This window comes from Streptomyces sp. NPDC053513 (genome assembly GCF_044544765.1).
In the GTDB taxonomy this organism is placed as follows: domain Bacteria; phylum Actinomycetota; class Actinomycetes; order Streptomycetales; family Streptomycetaceae; genus Streptomyces; species Streptomyces litmocidini.
Genome location: NZ_JBITXP010000018.1, coordinates 35868 through 58216 on the forward strand (window position 1 = coordinate 35868; position 22349 = coordinate 58216).

The following is a 22349-nucleotide window of genomic DNA, read 5'->3' on the forward strand; positions in this document are numbered from 1 at the left end:
CGCGTGGATCGTGTCGCGCTGCGCGGCCTCAAGGCCCGAGGCCACCACGGCGTCTTCCCCAAGGAGCGCGAGGAGGGCCAGACCTTCATCGTGGACCTGGTCCTCGGCCTGGACACCCGCCCGGCCGCCGCCGACGACGACCTCACCAAGACGGTGCACTACGGCATCGTCGCCGAAGAGGTCGTCGACGTCGTCCAGGGCGAACCCGTCGACCTCATCGAAACCCTCGCCGAGCGCATCGCCCAGCAATGCCTCAGCCACGCCGGGGTACAAGAAGTGGAGGTCGTCGTCCACAAACCGGACGCGCCCATCACCGTGCCCTTCGACGACGTGACCATCACGATCACCCGGAGCCGACGATGAAGCCGACGCAGAGCGACCCCACCGTCCAGCCCGTGCCGGCCTCCGTCGTCGCCACCGTCGACGCCGCCGACACCACCCTCTCCAACCCCCGCTGGGCCGTCCTCGCCCTCGGCGCCAACCTCGGCAACCGCCTGGAAACCCTCCAGGGCGCCGTCGACGCCCTCGGCGACACGCCCGGCCTCCGGGTCAAAGCCGTCTCCCCCGTCTACGAGACGGCCCCCTGGGGCGTCGAGCCGGGCACCCAGCCCTCCTACCTCAACGCCGTCGCCCTCGTGAAGACGACACTGCCCCCCTCCTCCCTCCTGGAACGGGCCCACGCCGTCGAAGAAGCCTTCCTCCGCGTCCGCGAAGAACGCTGGGGCGCCCGCACCATCGACGTCGACATCATCACCTACGCCGACGTCGTCTCCGACGACCCCGTCCTCACCCTCCCCCACCCCCGCGCCCACCAACGCGCCTTCGTCCTCGCCCCCTGGCACGACGTCGACCCCGACGCCCAGCTCCCCGGCCACGGCCCGGTCGCCGACCTCCTCACCGCCCTCGGCCACGAAGGCGTCACTCCCCGTGCCGACCTGGAACTCCGTCTGCCCGAGTAGTCGTTACGCTCGGGGAGACCGCCCGGCGACCACGACCGACGACCACACGAAGGACACCCGGTGAAACAACTGCGGCTGAAAGTACTCACCGGACTGTTCCTGGTCGCCGGCATCCTCTCCTGGGGCGCCGCCCGCCTCTGGGACTCGGTCGGCACCCTCCCCAGCGTGCCGCTCGCCGCACCCATCGTCCTCGCCGTCATCGCCGTCGTCCTCACCGCCACCGCGCTCTCCCTCCGCGCCCGCCTCAAGGCCCAGCGCGAGCGCCGCCCCGGCGCCAAGGGCGTCGAACCCCTGATGGCGGCCCGCGCGGTCGTCTTCGGCCAGGCGAGCGCCCTGGTCGCCGCCCTCGTCGCCGGCATGTACGGCGGCGTGGGCGTCTTCCTCCTCGGCTCCCTCGACATCCCCGCCCGCCGCGACCAGGCCCTCTACGCGGCCTGCTCGGTCGCGGCGGGCATCGCCGTCATCGCCGCCGCCCTCTTCCTGGAACGCGTCTGCAAGCTCCCGGAGGACGACGACAAGGACCGCGCCCCGGCGGCGTAGCCACCCCTACCAGGGCTCGCGCGCCAGGTGCCCGTTCACCAGGAAGGTGGGGTGCGGGGAGAGCTTGTACCCGTAGAAGGTGAAGGGCTTCGCGCCCAGGGCGGAGCGGGGGCGGACCTCCTGGACCTTGATCCAGGAGGACTCGGGCGGGTTGAGGGGGTGGTGCTCGGGGTGGAAGGTGCCACGGGTGGCCCAGCGGTTCGACACGTAGAGCTGCGAGGCGAGTCCCCGCTTCGCGGGGGTGAAGCGCGCACCGATGATCCGCGCCAGCTCGACGAGAAACGGTACGTTGGCGCTCGCGATCATCCGCCCCCACCCGTGCTTGACGGTGAAGCCATCGCCATCGATGTACCCGTCGAGGAACCCCTTGAAGGTGTCGATGTCGCGCAGCACGACACGAGGGAAGAGCTGCCGCATGTGGTGGGCGTCTCCACCCACGTAGTGCCGCATCGCGTCGGAGAGGTACGAAGAGACCACTCGCACGCGGAAGCCGGGCAGGTCACGCTTCAGATAGCCGGAGGGTCGGGTGACCGCCTCCAGACGGGCGGGAAGGCCTGTGCAGGCCGTGAGCGCGGTCGCGTACCGCGAAGCAAAGCCCTCGTCATTGACGATCAAGGACACGTAGTTCTTGTAGACGGTCCCGTCGGCGCACGTGGCGCCCACGAAGTAGCCGAAGTCATACCCGGGCCGGATGACCGGCCGCTCCCGGCACAGCTTCTTCGCGTGCGTCCAGGCGACCGTCGTCCCCGCCGCGTCCGCGGCGCGCTTCCACCCCTCCGGGGTGAGCAGCAGCAGATCCGGGCCGGCGGTGAAGGTCATGTGGTCCGTGACCACGTCGACGGCCTGCCGCCCCTTCACCGCCGTCACGTCCACGACCGTGGTCCGCACCGTCCGGTCGCCGTCCAGCGTCCACATCACACTGCCCGGCGCCACGTTCTTGGCCTGCGTGCAGCCGTCCACCAGGTTGACCAGCATCTTGCTGGTCGGTCCGTACCCCATACCGCCCCCTTGATCAGCGAGGAACTCCGCTGATCAAGGACGGTAGGGAGCAAGCCGGACAGTCCGCCACTAACGGGCCAATATCAGGGACATGGCCTCAGCACGTGTAGTAGCGTCACGAAGTTGACCACGTACCGCCGAGGTCGTCGTCTTCGCGCCGGGCTTGCGGACCCCGCGCAGCGCCATGCACATGTGCTCCGCCTCGATGACGACGATCGCGCCGCGCGCATCGAGGATCCGCATCAACGAATCCGCGATCTGCGTCGTGAGGCGCTCCTGCACCTGCGGACGACGAGCGAAGACATCGACAAGGCGGGCCAGCTTCGACAGGCCGGTAATCTTGCCCGTTTCCGCCGGAATGTAACCAATGTGTGCTACGCCATGGAATGGGAGCAAATGATGCTCACAGGTCGCTGTCAGCTCAATGTCCTTCACCAGGACCATTTCGTCGTGGCCCAGGTCGAACGTCGTCGTCAGAACGTCCTCGGGCTTCTGCCACAAGCCCGAGAACAGCTCCCTGTACGCCCGCGCCACCCGCGCCGGCGTCTCTCGCAAACCCTCGCGGTCCGGGTCCTCGCCGACCGCGATGAGGAGCTCCCGTACGGCATTCTCGGCGCGCTTCTCGTCGAACTCGCCGATCTTGCCCTCGCCGTCCAGCGTCACCGGGTCGGTCATCCTGTGCCTCGTTCCGTCTGACTGTGTGCGCGCGAAAGAGCCGCGCCCCCACAGGCTAGAACCTGTGGGGGCGCGGCTTCCATTCCGGGGGGCCGGGTGGTCAGTCCTCGGGGGTGTCGACCGGGGCGATGTCGATGCCCTTGGTGGTGTCGACCGCCGGGGTCGCCGAGCCGTTCGCGCTGTTCGTCAGGGCGAGCTCCTTGGGGGAGAGCACCGGCGGGCGCGTGGAGGGGGTGCGGCGGCTGGAGCCGGTCCAGGCCGGGCGGGCCGGGCGCTTGACGATGGGGGCGAAGATCTCGGCGATCTCCTCCTTGCCCAGCGTCTCCTTCTCCAGGAGGGCGAGGACGAGGTTGTCGAGGACGTCGCGGTTCTCGACGAGGATCTCCCAGGCCTCGTTGTGCGCGGTCTCGATGAGCTTCTTGACCTCTTCGTCGACCAGCGCCGCGACCTCTTCCGAGTAGTCGCGCTGGTGCGCCATCTCGCGGCCGAGGAAGGGCTCGGTGTTGTCGCCGCCGAACTTGATGGCGCCGAGCCGCTCGGTCATGCCGTACTGGGTGACCATGGCGCGGGCCGTGGCGGTGGCCTTCTCGATGTCGTTCGCGGCGCCGGTGGTCGGGTCGTGGAAGACCAGTTCCTCGGCGGCGCGGCCGCCCAGCATGTACGCGAGCTGGTCGAGCATCTCGTTGCGGGTGGTCGAGTACTTGTCCTCGTCCGGGAGGACCATCGTGTAGCCGAGGGCGCGGCCGCGGGACAGGATGGTGATCTTGTGGACGGGGTCGGAGTTCGGGGAGGCCGCGGCGACGAGGGCGTGGCCGCCCTCGTGGTAGGCGGTGATCTTCTTCTCCTTGTCCGACATGATCCGGGTCCGCTTCTGCGGGCCCGCGACCACGCGGTCGATCGCCTCGTCCAGAGCCTTGTTGTCGATCAGCTTCTGGTCGCTGCGGGCGGTGAGGAGGGCGGCCTCGTTGAGGACGTTGGAGAGGTCCGCGCCGGTGAAGCCGGGGGTGCGGCGGGCGACGGCGCCGAGGTCGACGTCGGGGGCGACGGGCTTGCCCTTCTGGTGGACCTTGAGGATCTCCAGGCGGCCCTGCATGTCGGGGCGGTCGACGGCGATCTGCCGGTCGAAGCGGCCGGGGCGCAGGAGGGCGGGGTCGAGGATGTCGGGGCGGTTGGTGGCGGCGATGAGGATGACGCCGCCCTTGACGTCGAAGCCGTCCATCTCGACGAGGAGCTGGTTGAGGGTCTGCTCGCGTTCGTCGTGGCCGCCGCCGAGGCCGGCGCCGCGGTGGCGTCCGACGGCGTCGATCTCGTCGACGAAGACGATGGCCGGGGCGTTGGCCTTGGCCTGTTCGAAGAGGTCGCGGACGCGGCTGGCGCCGACGCCGACGAACATTTCGACGAAGTCGGAGCCGGAGATCGAGTAGAAGGGCACTCCGGCTTCGCCGGCGACGGCGCGCGCGAGGAGCGTCTTGCCGGTTCCGGGGGGGCCGTAGAGGAGGACGCCCTTGGGGATCTTGGCGCCGACGGCCTGGAACTTGGCGGGTTCCTGGAGGAACTCCTTGATCTCGTGGAGTTCCTCGACGGCCTCGTCCGAGCCGGCGACGTCGGCGAAGGTGGTCTTGGGGGTGTCCTTGGTGATGAGCTTCGCCTTGGACTTGCCGAACTGCATGACGCGGGAGCCGCCGCCCTGCATCTGGTTCATCAGGAAGAGGAAGACGACCACGATGAGGACGAAGGGGAGGAGCGAGAGCAGGATCGAGACGAAGGGGGACTGCTTCGTCGGGGAGACGGTGTAGCCCTTCTCGATCTGTCCGGCTTCGAACTTCTCCTGGAGCTTGTCGGCGAGGTCGGCGCCTTGGGTGCCGATGTAGCTGGCCTGGAGCTTGTCGGCCTTGTTGATCTTCTGACCGTCGATGAGGTCGATCTTGATGAGCTGCTCATCACCGGTGGTGAGTTTTGCCTGCTTGACCTGGTTCTTGTCGATCGCCTGGACGACCTGGCCGGTGTCCACCGTCTTGTAGCCCTCGGACGAGCCGACGACCTGCATCAGCACGACCACGGCGAGGACGGCCAGCACGATCCACATGACCGGCCCACGGAAGTATCGCTTCACGTCCATCCATACGGAGCGGTGTCGCTCCGTCCCTCCTGCCCGTAGGAAAATGCTGCTGTGAGTGCTGCTGTGTGAAAAAGCTGTTCTTCGGACGGTACCTCAGCATCGTCGCCCGCGACCGCCTTCCCGTGGTTCAACGGAGGGAAGGCGGTGCGGGTTCCCCGAGGGGCCGAGGTCTCGGCCGTGGTGTCAGCCGCCGTAGACGTGCGGGGCGAGTGTGCCGACGAAGGGGAGGTTCCGGTACTTCTCGGCGTAGTCGAGGCCGTAGCCGACGACGAACTCGTTGGGGATGTCGAAGCCGATCCACTTGACGTCGATGGCGACCTTGGCGGCCTCCGGCTTGCGCAGGAGGGTGACCACCTCGAGGGAGGCGGGCTCGCGGGAGCCGAGGTTCGACAGCAGCCAGGACAGGGTCAGGCCGGAGTCGATGATGTCCTCGACGATCAGGACGTGCTTGCCCTTGATGTCGGTGTCGAGGTCCTTGAGGATCCGGACGACGCCGGAGGACTGGGTGCCGGCGCCGTAGGAGGAGACGGCCATCCAGTCCATGGTGACGGGGGTGGAAAGGGCGCGAGCCAGATCCGCCATCACCATCACGGCGCCCTTGAGGACGCCGACGATGAGCAGGTCCTTGCCCGCGTATTCCGCGTCGATCTTCGCGGCCAGCTCTGCCAGCTTGGCGTCGATCTCTTCCTTGGTGATGAGCACCGACTGGAGGTCGGTGCCCATGTCCTTCTCGTTCACCCGGGTCACTTTCGTTGCAGCGTGCGTCAGCCTTGCCGGATGACCAGTCTGCCACCCTGGCGGCGGGCTTCGACTCGGCCGGGCAGGTTGATGGCTCCTTGGCCGCGCCAGCCGGTGATGAGTCGGTCGACTTCTTCGATGTGGCGGGCGAAGAGGGAGCCGGCGGGTGCGCCTTCGGCGATGACGGCGCGGCGCAGGACCCGGCGGCGTACGGCGGGGGGGAGTCCGTGGAGTTTGGCGCATTCGAGGGCGCCTGCTTCGTCGCGTACGGCGGTCTCGGCGTCGGCGGCCCAGGTGTCGAGGGCGTCGGCGTCGTCGCGGGAGAGCTGGGCCGTTCGGGCGAGGGCTTCGACGACGCCTTTGCCGAGGGCTTTCTCGAGGGCGGGGAGGCCTTCGTGGCGGAGCCGGGAGCGGGTGTAGGCGGGGTCGCTGTTGTGGGGGTCGTCCCAGACGGCGAGTTCTTGGGCGATGCAGGCCTTGCGGACGGTCTGGCGGTCGAGCTGGAGGAAGGGGCGGCGGTAGCGGCCGGAGGTGCCGGAGACGGCGGCCATGCCGGAGAGGGAGCGGATGCCGGAGCCGCGGGCGAGGCCGAGGAGGACGGTTTCGGCTTGGTCGTCGCGGGTGTGGCCGAGGAGGATCGCGGTGGCGCCGTGGCGTTCGGCGGCTGCGTCGAGGGCGGCGTAGCGGGCGTCGCGGGCGGCGGCTTCGGGTCCGCCTTCGCGGCCGACGGTGACGGTGACGGCTTCGGCGGGGGTGAGGCCGAGGGCGGTCATGCGTCCGGCGACCTCGGCGGCTCGGGTGGCGGAGCCGTCCTGGAGGCCGTGGTCGACGGTGATGCCGCCGGCGCGTAGGGGGAGTTTGCGGGCCTCGAAGGCGAGGGCGGAGGCGAGTGCCATGGAGTCGGCGCCGCCGGAGCAGGCGACGAGCACGAGCGGTTCGTGGCCGGTCGTGTGGTCGGTGAGGACGTCGTGGAGTACGCGGCGGACCGCCAGGCGTATCGCCGCGACCGCAGGATGGGGACCCATGTCCGGTTCCCTTCGTGATGGGGGTGGGGTGCCTCGGTCGGTGTCTTAACGGTCGGAAAGGGGGGTTCGGTCACTCAGAGTGCGTCGATGGTGACAGAGACCCGGCCGTTACCCGAGCATTGCACGCCTCACCCCTTGCTCAGGGTCCCTCGGATGGGTGATTGGGGGGTGTTCTGGCGTGTTCTCGTGTCATGTGCCGCTTCCGTCTCAGGAGTCTGCCTTACGGTGCACCCTCGCGATCCAGTCGGCGGGTGCGGCGATCTCCGCCTTGGTGGGGAGCGTGTTGGGTGAGGTCCAGACGCGGTTGAAGCCGTCCATGCCGACCTGGTCGACGACGGCGCGGACGAAGCGTTCGCCGTCGCGGTACTGGCGGAGTTTGGCGTCGAGGCCGAGGAGTCGGCGCAGGGCGAGGTCGAGGCGGGAGGCGCCGCGGGCGCGGCGGGCCTGGAACTTCTCGCGGATCTCGGCGACGGAGGGGACGACCTGGGGTCCGACGCCGTCCATGACGTAGTCGGCGTGGCCTTCGAGGAGGGACATGACGGCGGTGAGGCGGCCGAGGATCTCGCGTTGTTCGGGGGTCTGGACGAGTTCGACGAGGGAGGGGGCGGGTTCGCCCTCTTCTCCTTCGGGGCGGCCGCCGGCGAGGGTCTGGACGGCTTCGCGGAGGCGTTCGACGACGGTGCCGGGGTCGACGTCGGTGGCGGCGAGGAACGACTGGATCTCGCCCTGGAGGTGGTCGCGGAGCCAGGGGACGCCGGTGAACTGGGTGCGGTGGGTCTCCTCGTGGAGGCAGACCCAGAGCCGGAAGTCGTGGGGGGAGACGTCGAGTTCGCGTTCGACGTGGACGATGTTGGGGGCGACGAGGAGGAGGCGTCCGCCGCCGTCGGCGCCGGCGGGGAGGTCGCGGGTGGCGGGGGCGAAGGTCTCGTACTGGCCGAGGATGCGGGAGGCGAGGAAGGACAGCAGCATGCCGAGTTCGACGCCGGTGACCTTGCCGCCGACGACGCCGAGGACGGCGCTGCCGGGGGTGCTGGAGCGGCGTTCCTGCATCTTGCCGAGGAGGGGGGTGAGGAGGGCGCGGAAGCCGGCGACGTTGGCTTTGATCCAGCCGGCGCGGTCGACGACGAGGACGGGGGTGTCGGCGGCGGGGTCGGTGCCCTCGGGGATCATCCGGGTGTAGGCGCGGACGTGTTCCTCGGAGGCTTTGGCGTGTCTGCGGAGTTCGGCGACGACCTCGCGGGCCTCGTCGCGGCTGACTTCGGGTCCGGGCCGCACGAGGCGGGTCGCGGTCGCGACCGCGAGGTTCCAGTCGACCATCCCGGATGTGCCTGCGCCACCGATGCTCGTCATGCGTCAACCGTACGGGTTCGGCGCCTGTTCGGTCAGGGTTCGGTGGGGTTCGGACACGGGTGGGCGGGGGGCGGGGTGCTGGTCAGTTCTGACCGGCGAGGGCGGCGGAGAGGCGGTCCAGGGCGGGTTGTGCCTCGTCGGGGGAGGGGGTGCGGCCGGCGAGGAACGCGAAGGCGAGGAGGCGTCCGTCGGGGGTGACGACGGTGCCGGCGAGGGTGTTGACGCCGGTGAGGGTGCCGGTTTTGGCGCGGACGAGTCCGGCGCCGGCGGGGGCGGTGCCGAAGCGGCCGGCGAGGGTGCCGGTGAAGCCGCCGACGGGCAGTCCGGTGAGGAGGGGGCGCAGGGCGGGTCGGGTGGGGTCGGCCGCTCGGGTGAGGAGGCCGGTGAGGAGGGCGGCGGTGACGCGGTCGCGGCGGTCGAGTCCGCTGCCGTCGGCGAAGCGGGCGCCGGTGACGGGGAGGTGGAGGCGGGCGAGTTCGTCGTGGACGGCCTTCTCGGCGCCCCGGAAGTCGGCGGGCTGTCTGCGGGCGAGGGCGGTCTGTCGGGCGAGGGCTTCGGCGAGGTCGTTGTCGCTGTGGGTGAGGGTGTGTTCGACGAGGTCGGCGAGGGGGGCGGATTCGGTGCGGGCGAGGGGGGTGGTCTTGGGGGTGGGCCCGGGGGCGGGGGTGCCGGTGACGGTGATGCCGGCTTCGGTGAGGAGTTCCGCGAAGGCGGTGGCGGTGTCGCGGGCCGGGTCGGCGGCGCGGGGGGCGGGGCCGCTGGTGCTGTCGTCGAGGCGTCCTTCGCGGGTCATGAGGGCGACGACGGGGGCGAGGTTCTCGTTGGGGCCGATGGGGTGGAGTGCGGGGCCGCGGTAGAGGCTCGTGTCGTAGGCGAGGCGTACGGAGGTGTGGTGGCGGGTCCTGAGGGCGCGGGCGGTGTCGGTGGCGAGGGTCCCCAGGCGGGCGGGGTCGAGGGTGGGGTCGCCACCGCCGGTGAGGGTGATGCCGCTGCCGTCGGGGGTGGCGGTGACGGTGGTGGGGATGCGGTGGTCGGGGCCGAGGGCGGAGAGCGCGGCGGCGGTGGTGGCGATCTTGACGGTGGAGGCGGGGGTCATGGGGGTGGTGGCGCCCTCGCCGTACAGCTGTTCTCCGGTGGCGGTGTCGACGACGGAGGCGGTGCGGAGGGTGCCGAGGCCGGGGTCGGCGAGGAGGGGGACGAGGGCGGCGGCGAGGTCGGTGGCGCGTCCGGCGGGGGCGGGGGCGTGCAGGGCGGTGAGGACGCCGGGGGCGCTGGGGGCGGGCGCGGGGCGGCGGGGTGCGGCGGGGGCGGGGTGCGGGGCGTGATGCGTGCCACCCGTCGTGGGGGCGGCGGCGCGGGCCCGCTCGGCCGTACGCTGGCCTCCGTCCCACGGTCCGGCCGCGGTCACCGCCGCGGCGGCCAGGACGAGACCGAGGGCGGCGGAGCCCGCCGTGAGCTGCCACGTCCTCGGCTCCGGCATTGCTGACCAGCCCCTTTCGCGATCACACACGTGCGTGAGGGACACTTAATCACCGCGCGTCGTCGCGAGCATTCACTTGTGTTGATTCAGGAGGAGCCACCCGTGGAGTTCGACGTTCTCATCGAGATCCCGAAGGGATCGCGGAACAAGTACGAGGTCGACCACGAGACCGGTCGCATCCGCCTGGACCGTCGTCTTTTCACGTCGACGGCCTACCCGACCGACTACGGCTACGTCGAGAACACCCTGGGTGAGGACGGCGACCCGCTGGACGCGCTCGTGATCCTCGACGAGCCCACCTTCCCGGGCTGCCTGATCAAGTGCCGCGCCATCGGCATGTTCCGCATGACGGACGAGGCCGGCGGCGACGACAAGCTGCTGTGCGTGCCGGCGACGGACCCGCGCATGGAGCACCTGCGGGACATCCACCACGTGGCGGAGTTCGACCGTCTGGAGATCCAGCACTTCTTCGAGGTCTACAAGGACCTGGAGCCGGGCAAGTCGGTCGAGGGTGCCGACTGGGTCGGTCGCGCCGAGGCCGAGGCCGAGATCGAGAAGTCGTTCGCGCGCGCCAAGGAGCAGGGCGGCCACTGAGCCCCTGATGCCGGGTTGACGTGAAGGCGGTGCACCTCTTGGGGTGCACCGCCTTTCGCGTGTCTGTCGCACCTTCATACTGGAATCCAGGATTCCCCGGGGATGAGGGCGGAGAGAGTGGTGGCGGAGCCGGAGGACGGTGCTCCTGAGGACCGGAAGCCGCAGTCGGACGAGGCGCGGAGCGCGTTCGTGCCGCCGGCGGGGGTGGAGAAGCCCGTGCCGGCCGAGGAGGAGCATCCGACCTCGGAGTTCGCCCTTCCGTCCGGTCTGGTGCCGGAGCCGCCGCAGGAGCCGGAGGGTTCGGCGTTCGCGCCGCCGGCCACGTACTCGGCGAAGAGCTCGCCTCCCGCGTTCACTCCGGCGTACGGGGTGCCGATGGTGCGGCTCTCGCAGGACGCGCCGTGGCAGGACCGGATGCGGACGATGCTGCGGCTGCCGGTGGGTGAGCGGCCGGTGCCGGAGGCGCCGCGCAAGGAGGACGAGTCCGGGCCCTCGGTGCCGCGCGTGCTCGACCTGGCGCTGCGCATCGGTGAGCTGCTGCTCGCGGGCGGGGAGGGCGCGGAGGACGTCGAGGCGTCGATGTTCGCGATCTGCCGCTCGTACGGTCTGGACCGGGTGGAGCCGACGGTCACCTTCACGCTGCTGTCCGTCACCTATCAGCCGTCGCTGGTGGACGACCCGGTGACGGCGAACCGGACGGTGCGCCGCCGGGGCACGGACTACACGCGGCTCGCGGCGGTCTACCAGCTGCTGGCGGACATCAACGCGCAGGCGCACGAGGTGTCGCCGGAGGAGGCGTACCGGCGGCTGGCGGAGATCCGGCGGAACCGGCACCCGTATCCGGGCTGGGTCCTGACGGCGGCGGCCGGTGTGCTGGCCGGGGCGGCGTCGGTGCTGCTCGGCGGCGGTCCGACGGTGTTCTTCGTGGCGGCGCTGGGCGCGGTCCTCGGCGACCGGCTGGCGTGGCTGTTCGCGGGGCGCGGGATGCCGGAGTTCTACCAGTTCCTGGTGGCGGCGATGCCGCCGGCGGCGATGGGGGTGCTGCTGACGCTGCTGCACGCGGACCTGCGTCCTTCGGCGGTGATCACCGGTGGGCTGTTCGCGCTGATTCCGGGGCGGGCGCTGGTGGCGGCGGTGCAGGACGGGCTGACCGGTTTCTACATCACGGCCTCGGCCCGGCTCCTGGAGGTGGCGTACTTCTTCGTCGCGATCGTGGTGGGCGTGCTGTCGGTGCTGTACATCGCGGTGCAGTTCGGGGCGGAGCTGAACCCGGAGGGGGTGCTGCGGCCGGTGGAGCGGCCGGTGGTGCAGATCCTGGCGTCGATGGTGCTGTGCGCGACCTTCGCGATCCTGTTGCAGCAGTCGCGGGCGACGGTGCTGTTCGCCACGTTGAACGGCGGGGTGGCGTGGGTGGTGTACGCGTCGATCGCGGTGACCGCCGAGGCGTCGGCGGTGATGGCGACGGCGGTGGCGGCCGGTCTGGTGGGTCTTTTCGGCCAGCTGATCGCCCGCTATCACCACACGTCGTCGCTGCCGTACGTGACGGCGGCGATCGGGCCGCTGCTGCCCGGTTCGGCGACGTACTTCGGTGTGCTGGCGATCGCCCAGCACAATCTGGACCAGGGTTTCGCCTCGCTGGCGAAGGCGGCGGCGCTCGCCCTGGCGATCGCGATCGGCGTGAACCTGGGGAGCGAGCTGGCCCGCCTGTTCATGCAGGCCCCGGGTGCGGCGGCGGCGCGGCGCGCGGCGAAGCGCACCCGGGGTTTCTAGGGCCTGGCTTTTCGGGTCAGGTCCTGGGGCCTGGCTTTCGGGTCAGGTCCCGGCTGCCGCTGCTACCGCTTGGCGTGGCGGCCCCGGGAGGCGCCGGGCGGGTTCGGGGTGCCGGGGGCGTCGTGGTCGCTGCGGGGCGGGTTCTTCTTCGCGTGGGAGCGGGCGCGGAGGAGTTCGATCGCGACGGGGATCACGGAGATCAGGACGATCCCGACGAGGATCAGCTCGATGTGCTTGTGGACGAACTCGATCTTGCCGAGGGCGGAGCCGAGCAGGGTCACGCCCGCGCCCCACAGCAGGCCGCCGATGAGGTTGAAGATGATGAACGAGCGGTAGTTCATCCGGCTCACGCCGGCGATGATCGGCGTGAACGTCCGCACGATGGGGACGAAGCGGGCCAGGATCAGCGACTTCGGGCCGTGCTTCTCGAAGAACTCGTGCGCCTTCTCGACGTTCTCCTGCTTGAAGAGCTTGGAGTCGGGGCGCTTGAAGAGGGACGGGCCGACCTTGCGGCCGAAGAGGTAGCCGACCTGGTCGCCGAGGACGGCGGCGGCCACCACCAGGGTGCACACCAGCCACAGCGGCGTGTCGAGCTTGCCGGTGGTGACGAGCAGGCCGGTGGTGAAGAGCAGCGAGTCGCCGGGCAGGAAGAACCCGATGAGGAGGCCGGACTCGGCGAAGACGATGACCAGGACACCGATCAGACCAAAGGTCTGGATCAGATAGTCCGGGTCCAGCCAGCTCGGTCCGAGGGCAAGCGTGTTCACGGGTTCCGGGCTCCTGCGGTCGGTGGGGGCGTGGGGACGGCTGGCCCCAAGCTATCAACGCGGGCCGCGGGCGCCCGGTTCCACCCGGCCCCACGGGATGCGGACCGGCCGCGCCGGCCCGAGGCTGGGGGGTCAGGAGGTGCATGCCGATGGGCATCGAGGAGTACGGGGGCGGTCAGGGGCCGCACCCCGAGGTACTGGTCGTGACGACGAACGACGTGCCGGGTTTCGAGGTCCGGCAGGTGATCGGCGAGGTCTTCGGGCTCACCGTCCGGTCCCGCCATCTGGGCAGCCAGATCGGGGCGGGGCTGAAGTCGATGATCGGCGGTGAGCTGAAGGGTCTGACGAAGACCCTCGTGGAGACCCGCAACCAGGCGATGGAGCGCCTGGTGCAGCAGGCGAAGGCGCGCGGCGCGAACGCCGTGCTCATGTTCCGCTTCGACGTGACGGAAGCGGCGGACGTGGGCACGGAGGTGTGCGCGTACGGTACGGCGGCGGTGATCGCACCGCGCGCGTGAGGCGCCGTGTGGGCGCGCCGCGCGCGTGAGGCACCGCGTGGGCGCGGCCGGTCGGGTCGCCCGCCACCGTGCTCGCCCGGCACCGTGCTCGGCCGGTGCCGGGCGCGGTCCGTCAGACGGTCCGGCGTTCGGCGTTCGCCCGGACGGCCTCCCGCAGGTGCTCGGGGAGGCCGGGGTGGATCGCCTCGTAGAACGCGTGGAAGTTCTCGTCGGCGACGTACATCTCGGCGAGTTCCACGTGGGTCCTGGGGTGGCACTCGAAGAACCAGGTGGTGAGGTGGCGGCGGTGGGCCTCGGCGAGGTCCATCGCCTCCTCGGACCTCGGGTCCCGGCCCTCGCCCATCAGGGCGGCGTAGGCGGCGCCCCAGGCGTCCACCTCGTCCTTCATCCGCTGCCAGTCCTCCTTGCCGTAGGCGGCGGCGCGGGCCCGTGCCTGCTCGTGGGAGTGGGAGCCGCCCCAGCGGCGGGCGGTCTCGGCCGCGAACCGTTCGGGGTCCTTGTCCCCGAAGACCTCGAACTTCTCCTCGGGGGTGAGGTTGATGCCCATCTTCTTCGCCTCCATGGCGTGCTCGACGGCCGCCGCCATCCTCTGGAGTTCGCCGATCCGCGCGGTCAGCAGCGTGTGCTGGCGCCGCAGGTGCTCCTGCGGGTCGGCGTGCGGGTCGTCGAGGAGGACGGCGACCTCTTCGAGGGGGAAGCCGAGCTCCCGGTAGAACAGGATCTGCTGGAGCCGGTCGAGGTCCGCGTCGTCGTAGCGGCGGTGGCCCGCCGTGCTGCGGCCGCTCGGCGAGAGCAGCCCGATCGCGTCGTAGTGGTGCAGGGTGCGCACCGTGACCCCGGCGAAGCCGGCCACCTGTCCCACGGAGTAGCCCATCGGCCGTCCGCCCTTTCTCAGTCGGTACGCCGTTCAGCCTGGGTCCTGACGCGACGTGAGGTGCAAGTGTCGTCGGGGGCGTTGTCCGGGGTGATGTTCAGGTTGATGTCCGGGGTGGTGACGGTAGTGATGTCTGGGATGTTGTGCGGCATTTGCTCACTTATGGTGGGCCGGTGGCCACCGATCATGCTCCGCCTCCCGTGGAGGCGCCCGCCCGGCTCCTGCTCCCCCAGATCCTGCCCGCCCTGCTCGTCGGGGTGGGGGCGAGCCTGCTGTTCCTCGGGATCAGCGCCCTCGCCGAGAAGTTCCAGCACGTGCTCTGGAACGATCTGCCGGACGCGCTCGGCATCGGGAACCACTCCGCCCTCTGGACGATCATCATGCTCACGGCGACGGGCATCGCCGTGGGTCTCGTCGTGTGGAAGGCGCCCGGCCACGCCGGACCCGACCCGGCCTCCGAGGGGCTCGGCGGGGCGCCGCTCGCCCCGGGCGTGGTGCCGGGGCTGCTGCTCGCGAGCACCCTCGCCCTGGCCGGCGGCGTCAGCCTCGGCCCCGAGAACCCGATCATCGCCGCCAACATCGCCCTCGCCTACTGGCTCGGCCGCAGGGCGGCCCCCTCCGTGCCGGGCGCGGCCTGGGTCGCGCTCGCCTCGGCCGCCACCGTCGGCGCCCTCTTCGGCACCCCCGTGGCGGCCGCCCTCCTCCTCTCCGAGGCCCTGGTCGGCCGGCCGGGCCGCGGTTCCCTCTGGGACCGGCTCTTCGCCCCGCTCGTCGCCGCCGGTGCCGGGGCGATGACCACCGAGCTGCTCGCGGAGCCCAGTTTCGACGTGGGGCTCCCGCCGCTGACCGACCCCGGCTTCGGCGACCTCCTCGCGGCCCTGGTGATCGCCTCCGCCGCGGCCCTCTTCGGCCTCGTCTCCTGCTTCCTCTTCCCCCACCTCCACGCCGCCTTCCGGCGCCTGCGGCACCCCATGGTGATGCTGCCCCTCGGCGGGCTGGTCCTCGGCCTCCTGGGCGCCCTCGGCGGGAAGGAGACCCTCTTCAAGGGTCTGGAGCAGACCAAGGAGCTCACCGCCTCGATCGGCGCCTGGTCCTCCGGCGAGCTCGCCAAGTTCGCCGTCGTCAAGCTCCTCGCCCTGCTCGTCGCCGCCTCCTGCGGCTTCCGGGGCGGCCGGATCTTCCCCGCCGTCTTCATCGGGGCGTCGTTCGGACTGCTCGCCCAGGCCCTCGTCCCCGAGGTCCATCCGGCCGTCGCCGTCTCCTCCGCCGTCCTCGGCGTCCTGCTCGCCACCACACGGCAGGGCTGGATCAGCCTCTTCACGGGCGCCGCCCTCGCCGCCTCCCCCGCGGTGCTCGCCCTCCTCTGCCTGGCCTCGCTCCCCGCCTGGCTGATCGTCACCGGACGCCCGCAGCTCGAACTCGACCACGAGGGCAAGGCCCTGCGCTGATCGCGGCCCCGCGCGCCCGCCTCCGCGCCGGCTACTTCCCGAGCCGCCCGAACCTCCGTACCGCCAGCGGGAGGAAGAGCGCCAGGAGCGCCAGCGGCCACGCCACCGCCGCCGTCAGGTGCCCCGGCTCGCCGCCGGGACTGCCGAAGAGGTCGCGCACGGCCGTCGCGGTCGCCGACATCGGGTTCCACTCCACGACCGTGCCGAGCCAGCCCGGCATCGAGTCCGGCGAGGCGAAGGCGTTGGAGAGGAAGCCGACCGGCCAGACCAGGATCTGCACGGCCTGCACCAGCTCCGCCCGTCCCGCGACCAGGGCCAGGAAGATCCCGATCCACAGCATCGCGAAGCGCAGCAGGAGCAGCAGCCCCAGCGCGCCGAGGGCGGCTCCCGGGCCGCCCTCCACCCGCCAGCCGATCGTGTGTCCCACGCCGATCAGCACGAGGAGCCCCACCGCCGACTGGAGCATGTCGGCGGCCGCCCGACCCACGAGGACCACCCCGTCGGCCATCGGCATCGACCGGAACCGGTCGATCACGCCCTTGTCCAGGTCCCGCGTCACCGCCGTCATCGTGCCTTCGAGGCCGAAGGCCATGGTCAGCGTGAGCATCCCGGGCACCAGGTAGTCGACGTAGTCGCCGTCGACGGTCCGCCCGCCGCCGACCAGATAGCCGAACATCAGCAGCAGCATCACCGGGAAGACGAGCCCCACGAGGACCTGCACCGGCTGCCGTGCCCAGTGGGCGAGTTCGCGCCGGGTCATCGTCAGGCAGTCGCTCACCACGTACGCCACGCCCGGCCGCGAAACCACCGCCTCCGCCACGCCCGCCCGCGAATCCGCCGCTTCCGCGATCCCCGCCACGCCCGCCCCCGAAACCGTCGCCTCCGCCGTCCCCGCCACGCCCGGCCCCGCCTCCGGTCGTACCGCGCTCATGCCGCCGCCTCCTTCTCACGTCCGGTCAGGTGCAGGAAGACCTCGTCCAGCGTCGGCCGCCGCAGCGCGATGTCCTCCGCCTCGATTCCGGCCGCGCCGAGCGCCCGGACGGTCTCGGCGAGGACGGCCATCCGGTCCGCCGCCGGTGCGCTGAGCCGCCGCCGGTCGGCGTCCACGGCCACCTCCGCCCGTTCCACGGGCAGCAGGCCGGCCGCCTCGTCGAGCCGCGCCGCGTCCCGGACGACCACGTCGAGGCGGTCGGCGCCCACGTGCGCCTTGAGCCGGTCGGGCGTGCCCTCGGCGACGACCCTGCCCCGGTCCACGACCGAGATCCGGTCGGCGAGCCGGTCGGCCTCCTCCAGGTACTGCGTGGTCAGCAGGACGGTCGTGCCCCCGCCGACCAGGGAGCGCACGGCCTCCCAGACCTCCACGCGCCCCCGGGGGTCGAGGCCGGTCGTCGGCTCGTCGAGGAAGAGCACCTGGGGGTCGGTGATCAGCGAGGCGGCCAGGTCGAGCCGCCGCCGCATGCCGCCGCTGTACTGCCGGACGGGCTTGCGGCCGGTGTCCGCGAGGCCGAAGCGCTCCAGGAGCTCGTCAGCCCGGGTGCCGGCCCGCCGGGCGCCCAGGTGGTGGAGGCTGCCGAACATCTCCAGGTTCTGCCGGCCGCCGAGCTCCTCGTCCAGTGCGGCGTGCTGCCCGAGGAGCCCGATCCGCCGCCGCACCTCCCGGGCCCCGGTCCGTACGTCATGGCCCGCGACCCGCACCACGCCCTCGTCGTGCCGCAGCAGGGTCGCCAGGATCCGTACGGTCGTGGTCTTCCCCGCGCCGTTGGGGCCGAGGAGTCCGTGGACGGTGCCCCGCCCCACGGCGAGGTCGAGCCCGTCCAGGGCGTCCTTCCGGCCGTACCGCTTCCGCGCGCCCTCCACGAGGACCGCTTCCGATGACATCCGCTTCCTCCCGAAACCTCTTAGTCAAATTTGACCAGTGGTCGATGACGGAGGAGGGTATGCCCTCGCCGGGCTTTAATCAAACTTGATTAGCTCGCATACGGGTTCTCCTCGCCCTCCGCGAGCACCCCCACGAAGGCCTCGCCCTCGCCCGCGAACACGTACGCCCCGCCCTCGATCCGCTCGATCAGGCCGAGCGTCCACTCCTTGCCGGCGTCCGCCGAGTGCACCCAGAAGTGCATGATCTCGCCGATGTGCCCGAGCTGCCCGGGGCCGCCCTCCGGCGTGTAGTACCCGGTGACCTCCGCCCGCCACTCGTCGAGCGCCGACACCCGCCGGCGCAGCAGCTCCACCGCCTCCGCGCGGGGCAGGTCCACCATGAAGCCGATGGCCGCCGACAGGACGTCCGTCTTCTGGTCGTACGTGGTCAGCGCCTCGCGCAGCAGCGCGAAGTACTCCTCCGCGCCGGCCTCCGTCAGCTCGTACTCGACGCGCGGCGGGCCGCCCACCGTGCTCGGTGCGACCTCGTGCGCGTGCAGCAGTCCCTGCTTCGCCATCTGCTTCAGCGCGTGGTAGATCGAGCCGGGCTTGGCGTGGGACCACTCGTGCGCGCCCCAGTACTCCAGGTCGTTGCGGACCTGGTAGCCGTGGGCGCGGCCGTGCTGCTTGACCGCGCCCAGGACGAGAAGACGGATCGCCGACATGCGCCCATGTTAGTCAACCTTGACTAAGCGGTGCCGTTCTCCTCCGCGATCAGGTCGAAGGAACCCTTGCCGTCCAGGGACTCGCGGACGATGTCCGCGTGGCCGGCGTGCCGGCCCATCTCCTGGACCAGGTGCAGCAGCATCCAGCGCACCGACACCCGCCCGTCCTTCGGGAACCAGGGCGCGGGCGGCAGCGGGAAGGTGTCGTCCAGGCTCGGCACGGAGCGGACGAACTCCTCCGTCTCCTTCGCCACGTCCTCCCAGAACGCGACGACGTCCGGGATCGTCTCGCCGTCCACGAGCCGGAAGGCCTCGCCCCAGGTCTCCTCGGTGCGCTGCCGCTCGTTCGGCTGCTGCTGGGCCAGGCGCAGCCAGTTCAGCTCCACCTCGGCGACGTGCTTGACCAGGCCGGAGAGGCTGAGCTCGCTGGCGCTGGGGCGGCTCGCCGCCTGCTCCTCGGTGAGACCGAGGAGCGAGCGGCGGAGCGCGGCGCGCTGGGCCTCGACGAAGTTGAGGAACGCTCCGCGCTCGTCGCCGGGCTGCTCCGCGGGAACAAGGGCCACCATGGTGGGTCCGCCTTTCGTGGCTGGGGCTTTTCGACACCGACCACGCTACGGACCCTTGCGGACAGCTGCTGTCCTAGAAGGGGAACCGGCTGCGGCCGTGCTGAATCGAGATCCACTTCTGGGTGGTGAAGGACTCCACCATCGCCTCGCCGTTGAGCCGCCCCACGCCCGAGTGCTTCTCGCCGCCGAAGGGCACGATCGGCTCGTCGTGCACGGTGCCGTCGTTGATGTGGATCATGCCGGTGTGGATGCGCTTGGCGACCCGTACGCCCCGCTCGACGTCCCCGGTGTGGACGGCGCCGCTGAGCCCGTACGGCGTGTCGTTGGCGATCCGCACGGCCTCCTCCTCGCCGTCGAAGGGGACGATCAGCGCGACCGGACCGAAGATCTCCTGGCTCAGGACCGGGGCGTCGGCGGCGAGGCCGGTGAGGACGGACGGGGAGACGAGGTTGCCGTCGACCGTGCCGTGCAGCAGGGCCGTCGCGCCGGCCGCGACCGTCTGGTCGACGATCGAGGAGACGGCCTCCGCCTGCTGGGAGTTGATGAGGGGGCCGATGTGGGTGGCGGGGTCGGCCGGGTCGCCGACGCGGAGGGTCTTCACCTTCGCCACGAACTTCTCGGTGAACTCCTCCTCCAGGGTGCGGTCCACCAGGATGCGGTTGGCGGCCATGCAGACCTGGCCCTGGTGCACGAAGCGGCTGAAGACGGCCGCGTCCACCGCGTAGTCGACGTCGGCGTCGTCGAGGACGATCAGGGCGCTGTTGCCTCCGAGTTCGAGGACGGCGTGCTTGAAGTTCTGCGCGCAGACGGTGGCGACGTGGCGGCCGACCTTGTCGGAGCCGGTGAAGGAGATGACCTTCGGGACCGGGTGGGTCAGGAGCGCGTCGCCGATCTCGGCGATGTCGGTGATCACGACGTTCAGCAGGCCGGCCGGCAGACCGGCCTCCTCCAGGACCTTCGCGACCAGCGTGCCGCCGCAGATCGGGGTGTTCTGGTGCGGCTTGAGGACGACGGCGTTGCCCAGCGCGAGCGCGGGCGCGACCGACTTGAGGGAGAGGAGGAAGGGGAAGTTGAAGGGGGAGATGACGCCGACGACGCCGACCGGGACGCGGTAGACCCGGTTCTCCTTGCCGTCGACCGGGGACGGCAGGATGCGGCCCTCGGGGCGCAGCGCCAGCTGGATCGCCTCGCGCAGGAACTCCTTGGCGAGGTGCAGCTCGAAGGCCGCCTTGAGCCGGGTGCCGCCGAGCTCGGCGACGATCGTCTCGGCGATCTCCTCCTCGCGGTCCTCGACGATCCGCAGCGCGCGCTCGAAGACGAGCCGGCGGGTGTACGGGTTGGTCTCGGCCCACGCGGTCTGGGCGCGCTCGGCTGCACGGTAGGCGCGGTCGACCTCGTCGACGGTCGCGATGGTGATCGCCGCCAGCTTCTCCCCGGTGTACGGGTTGAAGTCGATGATGTCCCACGAACCGCTGCCGGGCTTCCACTCGCCGTCGATGTACTGGTGGGCCAGGTCGGTGAAGTGCGACATGGTTGAAGACCCCTCTACCCGCTACCTGCAGTGCGACTGATGTGGCGTCATCGTACTGATGTGTCAGGAGAGTTGGAGGAGCCCGCGGAGAAGGTCCCGGCTTTCGGCCGGATCCGGACCTTCCTCCTGCAGCTTCTCCATCACCCGCTGGTACTGGGCGACTTCCTCGCGCTTGTCGAGGTAGAGGGCGCTGGTGAGCTGTTCGAGGTAGACGATGTCGGAGAGGTCGGACTCGGGGAAGCTCAGCATCGTGAAGGCGCCGCTCTCGCCGGCATGACCGCCGTAGCTGAAGGGCATGACCTGGAGCGTGACGCCCGGGTGCTCGGAGATCTCGATGAGGTGCCTCAACTGCCCCCGCATGACCGACCGGTCGCCGTAGGGGCGGCGCAGCGCGGCCTCGTCGAGGACGGCGTGGAACTGCGGGGCGCGCTCGGAGACCAGGACCTTCTGACGCTCCAGGCGGAGGGCGACCCGGCGGTCGATCTCGGCGCGCGGGGCGTCGGGCATGCCCCGGGTGACGACGGCCTGGGCGTAGTCCTCGGTCTGCAACAGGCCGTGGACGAACTGGACTTCGTAGACACGGATGAGGGAGGCGGCGCCCTCCAGGCCGATGTACGTCTGGAACCAGCCGGGCAGGACGTCGCCGAAACTGTGCCACCAGCCGGCGACGTTGGCCTCGCGGGCGAGCCCGAGGAGCGCGCCGCGCTCGGCCTCGTCCCCGACCCCGTAGAGGGTGAGCAGATCCTCGACGTCCCTGGCCTTGAAGCTCACCCTTCCCAACTCCATACGGCTGATCTTGGATTCGGACGCGCGGATCGAATAACCGGCAGCCTCGCGGGTGATCCCGCGCGACTCGCGCAGCCGCCTCAGCTGGGAGCCCAGCAGGATGCGCCGCACCACGCTCCCGCTCGCTCCGCTCGATTCGCCTGCGGTCACGGCTCTTCGCCTCCCCTTCACGGTGTCGAGCCCCCGTCGAGCCCCGGATTCTGCCATCAAACGCTTCAGCGCGTACACATTCGATTACGGAAAGACGGCGGCTTCCGGGCATCCGCGCGCACAGCGCGTGCAGATCGGGGGAAGTTCCCCTCATCGTGTGGACGACTTATGCACAGATTCGGCACGGGGGCGGACAGGTCCGGCGCGTGCACGTGCATCTGCCCTTGCATCCAGTGGGCGCATTCGGAACCATGGAGCCCGCGCAGACGCGTACTCGTTCGTGTTGTCGTGTTGTCGCACCACAGTCGCGATTCCCGGGAGTGCCTCGCATGGGGACGAATGGATCGACCGTGCTCGAGCCGTTACGGCAGGGCCTTCCGCCGATCGATCCCGGCGCCGTCTCCACCTCCGCCTCCTGCGCCCTGCCCGCCCGGTACGAAGCCGTGCGCGGGGCCCGCAAGTTCACCAGCGCCACGCTCGACCGCTGGGAACTGACGGAGCGTTTCGACGACGTGGCCCTGGTCGTCTCCGAACTCGTCACCAACGCGCTGCGGCACGCCGTGCCCGCCGACGCGCCACAGGAAGAAGGCCAGAACCCACCGGTCCGGCTGCACCTGATGCGCTGGGCCTCGCGCCTGGTGTGCGCCGTGCGCGACCCCAGCCGGGAGAGCCCGGAGGCACGCGGCGGCGAGGAGGACTTCTCCGCCGAGTCGGGGCGCGGCCTGTTCCTGGTGGACTCGTTCAGCGACAGCTGGGGCTGGCACCCGCTCGCCGGGACGCTCCAGGGCAAGGTGGTGTGGGCGCTGTTCCGGATCGGACCGGAGCAGTAGCCCCGTACGGGCGGTACAGGAGAAGGGCCCCGGCGCACGACGCCGGGG

At 70.9% G+C, this 22349-nt stretch carries 24 protein-coding genes; 8 read left to right on the top strand and 16 right to left on the bottom strand.

The genetic code is table 11. The features are described 5' to 3' along the window. The first annotated feature begins 3 nt into the window (after window positions 1–3). From folB to ACIGW4_RS26685, 3 genes are read left to right on the top strand one after another with little or no spacing between them, the layout of a single operon-like run. Window positions 4–363, top strand: a complete 360-nt coding sequence (gene folB / locus ACIGW4_RS26675; protein ID WP_056569486.1) for a dihydroneopterin aldolase — start codon at window positions 4–6, stop codon at window positions 361–363. Next, complete coding sequence (folK, locus tag ACIGW4_RS26680) at window positions 360–959, top strand: 2-amino-4-hydroxy-6-hydroxymethyldihydropteridine diphosphokinase (protein WP_399583224.1); 600 nt, start codon at window positions 360–362, stop codon at window positions 957–959. The genes folB and folK overlap by 4 nt, the downstream gene beginning before the upstream one ends. Before the next feature lie 60 nt (window positions 960–1019). Beyond that, entirely contained in the window at window positions 1020–1499 is a 480-nt protein-coding gene (locus tag ACIGW4_RS26685; protein WP_123453002.1) for a DUF3180 domain-containing protein, read from the top strand. Window positions 1500–1505: 6 nt separating this feature from the next. Here ACIGW4_RS26685 and ACIGW4_RS26690 read toward each other — a convergent pair whose 3' ends face one another. From ACIGW4_RS26690 to dacB, 7 genes are all read right to left on the bottom strand, one after another. Next, window positions 1506–2498, bottom strand: coding sequence for a hypothetical protein (locus ACIGW4_RS26690; protein WP_399583226.1), 993 nt, complete (start codon window positions 2496–2498; stop codon window positions 1506–1508). A gap of 69 nt (window positions 2499–2567) precedes the next feature. Then, window positions 2568–3173: a GTP cyclohydrolase I FolE gene (gene folE / locus ACIGW4_RS26695; RefSeq protein WP_398708365.1), complete on the bottom strand. Its 606-nt coding sequence runs from the start codon at window positions 3171–3173 to the stop codon at window positions 2568–2570. Between the two features lie 100 nt (window positions 3174–3273). After that, window positions 3274–5292 (bottom strand): ATP-dependent zinc metalloprotease FtsH, encoded by a 2019-nt coding sequence (gene ftsH, locus ACIGW4_RS26700; protein WP_123453006.1) that lies wholly within the window; start codon window positions 5290–5292, stop codon window positions 3274–3276. A gap of 183 nt (window positions 5293–5475) precedes the next feature. Further along, a complete protein-coding gene (gene hpt, locus ACIGW4_RS26705; RefSeq protein WP_116165458.1) occupies window positions 5476–6015 on the bottom strand; it encodes a hypoxanthine phosphoribosyltransferase in 540 nt (179 codons plus the stop codon). Between the two features lie 41 nt (window positions 6016–6056). Continuing rightward, window positions 6057–7055, bottom strand: coding sequence for a tRNA lysidine(34) synthetase TilS (tilS, locus tag ACIGW4_RS26710; protein ID WP_123453008.1), 999 nt, complete (start codon window positions 7053–7055; stop codon window positions 6057–6059). 207 nt (window positions 7056–7262) lie between these two features. Further along, the gene (locus tag ACIGW4_RS26715; RefSeq protein ID WP_399583229.1) at window positions 7263–8405 is read right to left on the bottom strand and encodes a zinc-dependent metalloprotease; all 1143 of its coding nucleotides are present in this window, start codon (window positions 8403–8405) and stop codon (window positions 7263–7265) included. 82 nt (window positions 8406–8487) lie between these two features. Next, window positions 8488–9885, bottom strand: coding sequence for a D-alanyl-D-alanine carboxypeptidase/D-alanyl-D-alanine-endopeptidase (gene dacB, locus ACIGW4_RS26720; RefSeq protein WP_399583231.1), 1398 nt, complete (start codon window positions 9883–9885; stop codon window positions 8488–8490). Window positions 9886–9987: 102 nt separating this feature from the next. Between dacB and ACIGW4_RS26725 the strand changes: the two genes are divergently transcribed. Together ACIGW4_RS26725 and ACIGW4_RS26730 are read left to right on the top strand one after the other, a co-directional pair. Further along, window positions 9988–10479: an inorganic diphosphatase gene (locus tag ACIGW4_RS26725; RefSeq protein WP_123453014.1), complete on the top strand. Its 492-nt coding sequence runs from the start codon at window positions 9988–9990 to the stop codon at window positions 10477–10479. Window positions 10480–10596: 117 nt separating this feature from the next. After that, window positions 10597–12249, top strand: a complete 1653-nt coding sequence (locus ACIGW4_RS26730; RefSeq protein ID WP_399583324.1) for a threonine/serine exporter family protein — start codon at window positions 10597–10599, stop codon at window positions 12247–12249. A gap of 62 nt (window positions 12250–12311) precedes the next feature. Here the strand turns inward: ACIGW4_RS26730 and ACIGW4_RS26735 are convergent, their stop codons facing one another. After that, window positions 12312–13016, bottom strand: a complete 705-nt coding sequence (locus ACIGW4_RS26735) for a DedA family protein (protein WP_398708357.1) — start codon at window positions 13014–13016, stop codon at window positions 12312–12314. A 149-nt stretch (window positions 13017–13165) separates the two neighbouring features. On the opposite strand from ACIGW4_RS26735, the gene ACIGW4_RS26740 reads away from it, so the two are divergent. Further along, window positions 13166–13534, top strand: a complete 369-nt coding sequence (locus ACIGW4_RS26740) for a YbjQ family protein (protein ID WP_399583326.1) — start codon at window positions 13166–13168, stop codon at window positions 13532–13534. Window positions 13535–13646: 112 nt separating this feature from the next. On the opposite strand, the gene ACIGW4_RS26745 is transcribed toward ACIGW4_RS26740, so the two are convergent. Further along, entirely contained in the window at window positions 13647–14408 is a 762-nt protein-coding gene (locus ACIGW4_RS26745) for a MerR family transcriptional regulator (RefSeq protein ID WP_399583234.1), read from the bottom strand. A gap of 17 nt (window positions 14409–14425) precedes the next feature. After that, complete coding sequence (locus ACIGW4_RS26750; RefSeq protein WP_399583236.1) at window positions 14426–14560, bottom strand: hypothetical protein; 135 nt, start codon at window positions 14558–14560, stop codon at window positions 14426–14428. Window positions 14561–14581: 21 nt separating this feature from the next. On the opposite strand from ACIGW4_RS26750, the gene ACIGW4_RS26755 reads away from it, so the two are divergent. Next, a complete protein-coding gene (locus tag ACIGW4_RS26755) occupies window positions 14582–15856 on the top strand; it encodes an ion channel protein (protein ID WP_399583238.1) in 1275 nt (424 codons plus the stop codon). A 31-nt stretch (window positions 15857–15887) separates the two neighbouring features. On the opposite strand, the gene ACIGW4_RS26760 is transcribed toward ACIGW4_RS26755, so the two are convergent. From ACIGW4_RS26760 to ACIGW4_RS26785, 6 genes are all read right to left on the bottom strand, one after another. Continuing rightward, window positions 15888–16616, bottom strand: coding sequence for an ABC transporter permease (locus ACIGW4_RS26760; RefSeq protein WP_399583328.1), 729 nt, complete (start codon window positions 16614–16616; stop codon window positions 15888–15890). A gap of 167 nt (window positions 16617–16783) precedes the next feature. Continuing rightward, window positions 16784–17734, bottom strand: a complete 951-nt coding sequence (locus ACIGW4_RS26765; RefSeq protein ID WP_399583240.1) for an ATP-binding cassette domain-containing protein — start codon at window positions 17732–17734, stop codon at window positions 16784–16786. An 89-nt stretch (window positions 17735–17823) separates the two neighbouring features. Then, on the bottom strand, window positions 17824–18438 hold the full coding sequence (locus tag ACIGW4_RS26770; RefSeq protein WP_398708349.1) for a PadR family transcriptional regulator: 615 nt from the start codon (window positions 18436–18438) through the stop codon (window positions 17824–17826). Window positions 18439–18461: 23 nt separating this feature from the next. Further along, window positions 18462–19004, bottom strand: coding sequence for a DinB family protein (locus ACIGW4_RS26775; RefSeq protein WP_399583243.1), 543 nt, complete (start codon window positions 19002–19004; stop codon window positions 18462–18464). Between the two features lie 73 nt (window positions 19005–19077). Further along, window positions 19078–20535 carry an aldehyde dehydrogenase family protein gene (locus ACIGW4_RS26780; protein WP_123453028.1) on the bottom strand — a complete coding sequence of 486 codons (1458 nt, stop codon included), beginning with the start codon at window positions 20533–20535 and terminating at the stop codon, window positions 19078–19080. Between the two features lie 63 nt (window positions 20536–20598). Further along, window positions 20599–21471: a helix-turn-helix transcriptional regulator gene (locus ACIGW4_RS26785; RefSeq protein WP_123453030.1), complete on the bottom strand. Its 873-nt coding sequence runs from the start codon at window positions 21469–21471 to the stop codon at window positions 20599–20601. Between the two features lie 329 nt (window positions 21472–21800). Between ACIGW4_RS26785 and ACIGW4_RS26790 the strand changes: the two genes are divergently transcribed. Then, window positions 21801–22301, top strand: a complete 501-nt coding sequence (locus tag ACIGW4_RS26790) for an ATP-binding protein (RefSeq protein WP_123453032.1) — start codon at window positions 21801–21803, stop codon at window positions 22299–22301. Window positions 22302–22349: the final 48 nt, after the last annotated feature.

Excerpts from the sequence above, each read along its gene's own strand:
- folK (WP_399583224.1), top strand. The coding sequence starts at position 360 with ATGAAGCCGACGCAGAGCGACCCCACCGTCCAGCCCGTGCCGGCCTCC.
- ACIGW4_RS26690 (WP_399583226.1), bottom strand. The coding sequence starts at position 2,498 with ATGGGGTACGGACCGACCAGCAAGATGCTGGTCAACCTGGTGGACGGC.
- folE (WP_398708365.1), bottom strand. The coding sequence starts at position 3,173 with ATGACCGACCCGGTGACGCTGGACGGCGAGGGCAAGATCGGCGAGTTC.
- ftsH (WP_123453006.1), bottom strand. The coding sequence starts at position 5,292 with ATGGACGTGAAGCGATACTTCCGTGGGCCGGTCATGTGGATCGTGCTG.
- hpt (WP_116165458.1), bottom strand. The coding sequence starts at position 6,015 with ATGGGCACCGACCTCCAGTCGGTGCTCATCACCAAGGAAGAGATCGAC.
- tilS (WP_123453008.1), bottom strand. The coding sequence starts at position 7,055 with ATGGGTCCCCATCCTGCGGTCGCGGCGATACGCCTGGCGGTCCGCCGC.
- ACIGW4_RS26715 (WP_399583229.1), bottom strand. The coding sequence starts at position 8,405 with ATGACGAGCATCGGTGGCGCAGGCACATCCGGGATGGTCGACTGGAAC.
- dacB (WP_399583231.1), bottom strand. The coding sequence starts at position 9,885 with ATGCCGGAGCCGAGGACGTGGCAGCTCACGGCGGGCTCCGCCGCCCTC.
- ACIGW4_RS26740 (WP_399583326.1), top strand. The coding sequence starts at position 13,166 with ATGGGCATCGAGGAGTACGGGGGCGGTCAGGGGCCGCACCCCGAGGTA.
- ACIGW4_RS26745 (WP_399583234.1), bottom strand. The coding sequence starts at position 14,408 with ATGGGCTACTCCGTGGGACAGGTGGCCGGCTTCGCCGGGGTCACGGTG.
- ACIGW4_RS26750 (WP_399583236.1), bottom strand. The coding sequence starts at position 14,560 with ATGCCGCACAACATCCCAGACATCACTACCGTCACCACCCCGGACATC.
- ACIGW4_RS26760 (WP_399583328.1), bottom strand. The coding sequence starts at position 16,616 with ATGACCCGGCGCGAACTCGCCCACTGGGCACGGCAGCCGGTGCAGGTC.
- ACIGW4_RS26765 (WP_399583240.1), bottom strand. The coding sequence starts at position 17,734 with ATGTCATCGGAAGCGGTCCTCGTGGAGGGCGCGCGGAAGCGGTACGGC.
- ACIGW4_RS26770 (WP_398708349.1), bottom strand. The coding sequence starts at position 18,438 with ATGTCGGCGATCCGTCTTCTCGTCCTGGGCGCGGTCAAGCAGCACGGC.
- ACIGW4_RS26775 (WP_399583243.1), bottom strand. The coding sequence starts at position 19,004 with ATGGTGGCCCTTGTTCCCGCGGAGCAGCCCGGCGACGAGCGCGGAGCG.
- ACIGW4_RS26780 (WP_123453028.1), bottom strand. The coding sequence starts at position 20,535 with ATGTCGCACTTCACCGACCTGGCCCACCAGTACATCGACGGCGAGTGG.
- ACIGW4_RS26790 (WP_123453032.1), top strand. The coding sequence starts at position 21,801 with ATGGGGACGAATGGATCGACCGTGCTCGAGCCGTTACGGCAGGGCCTT.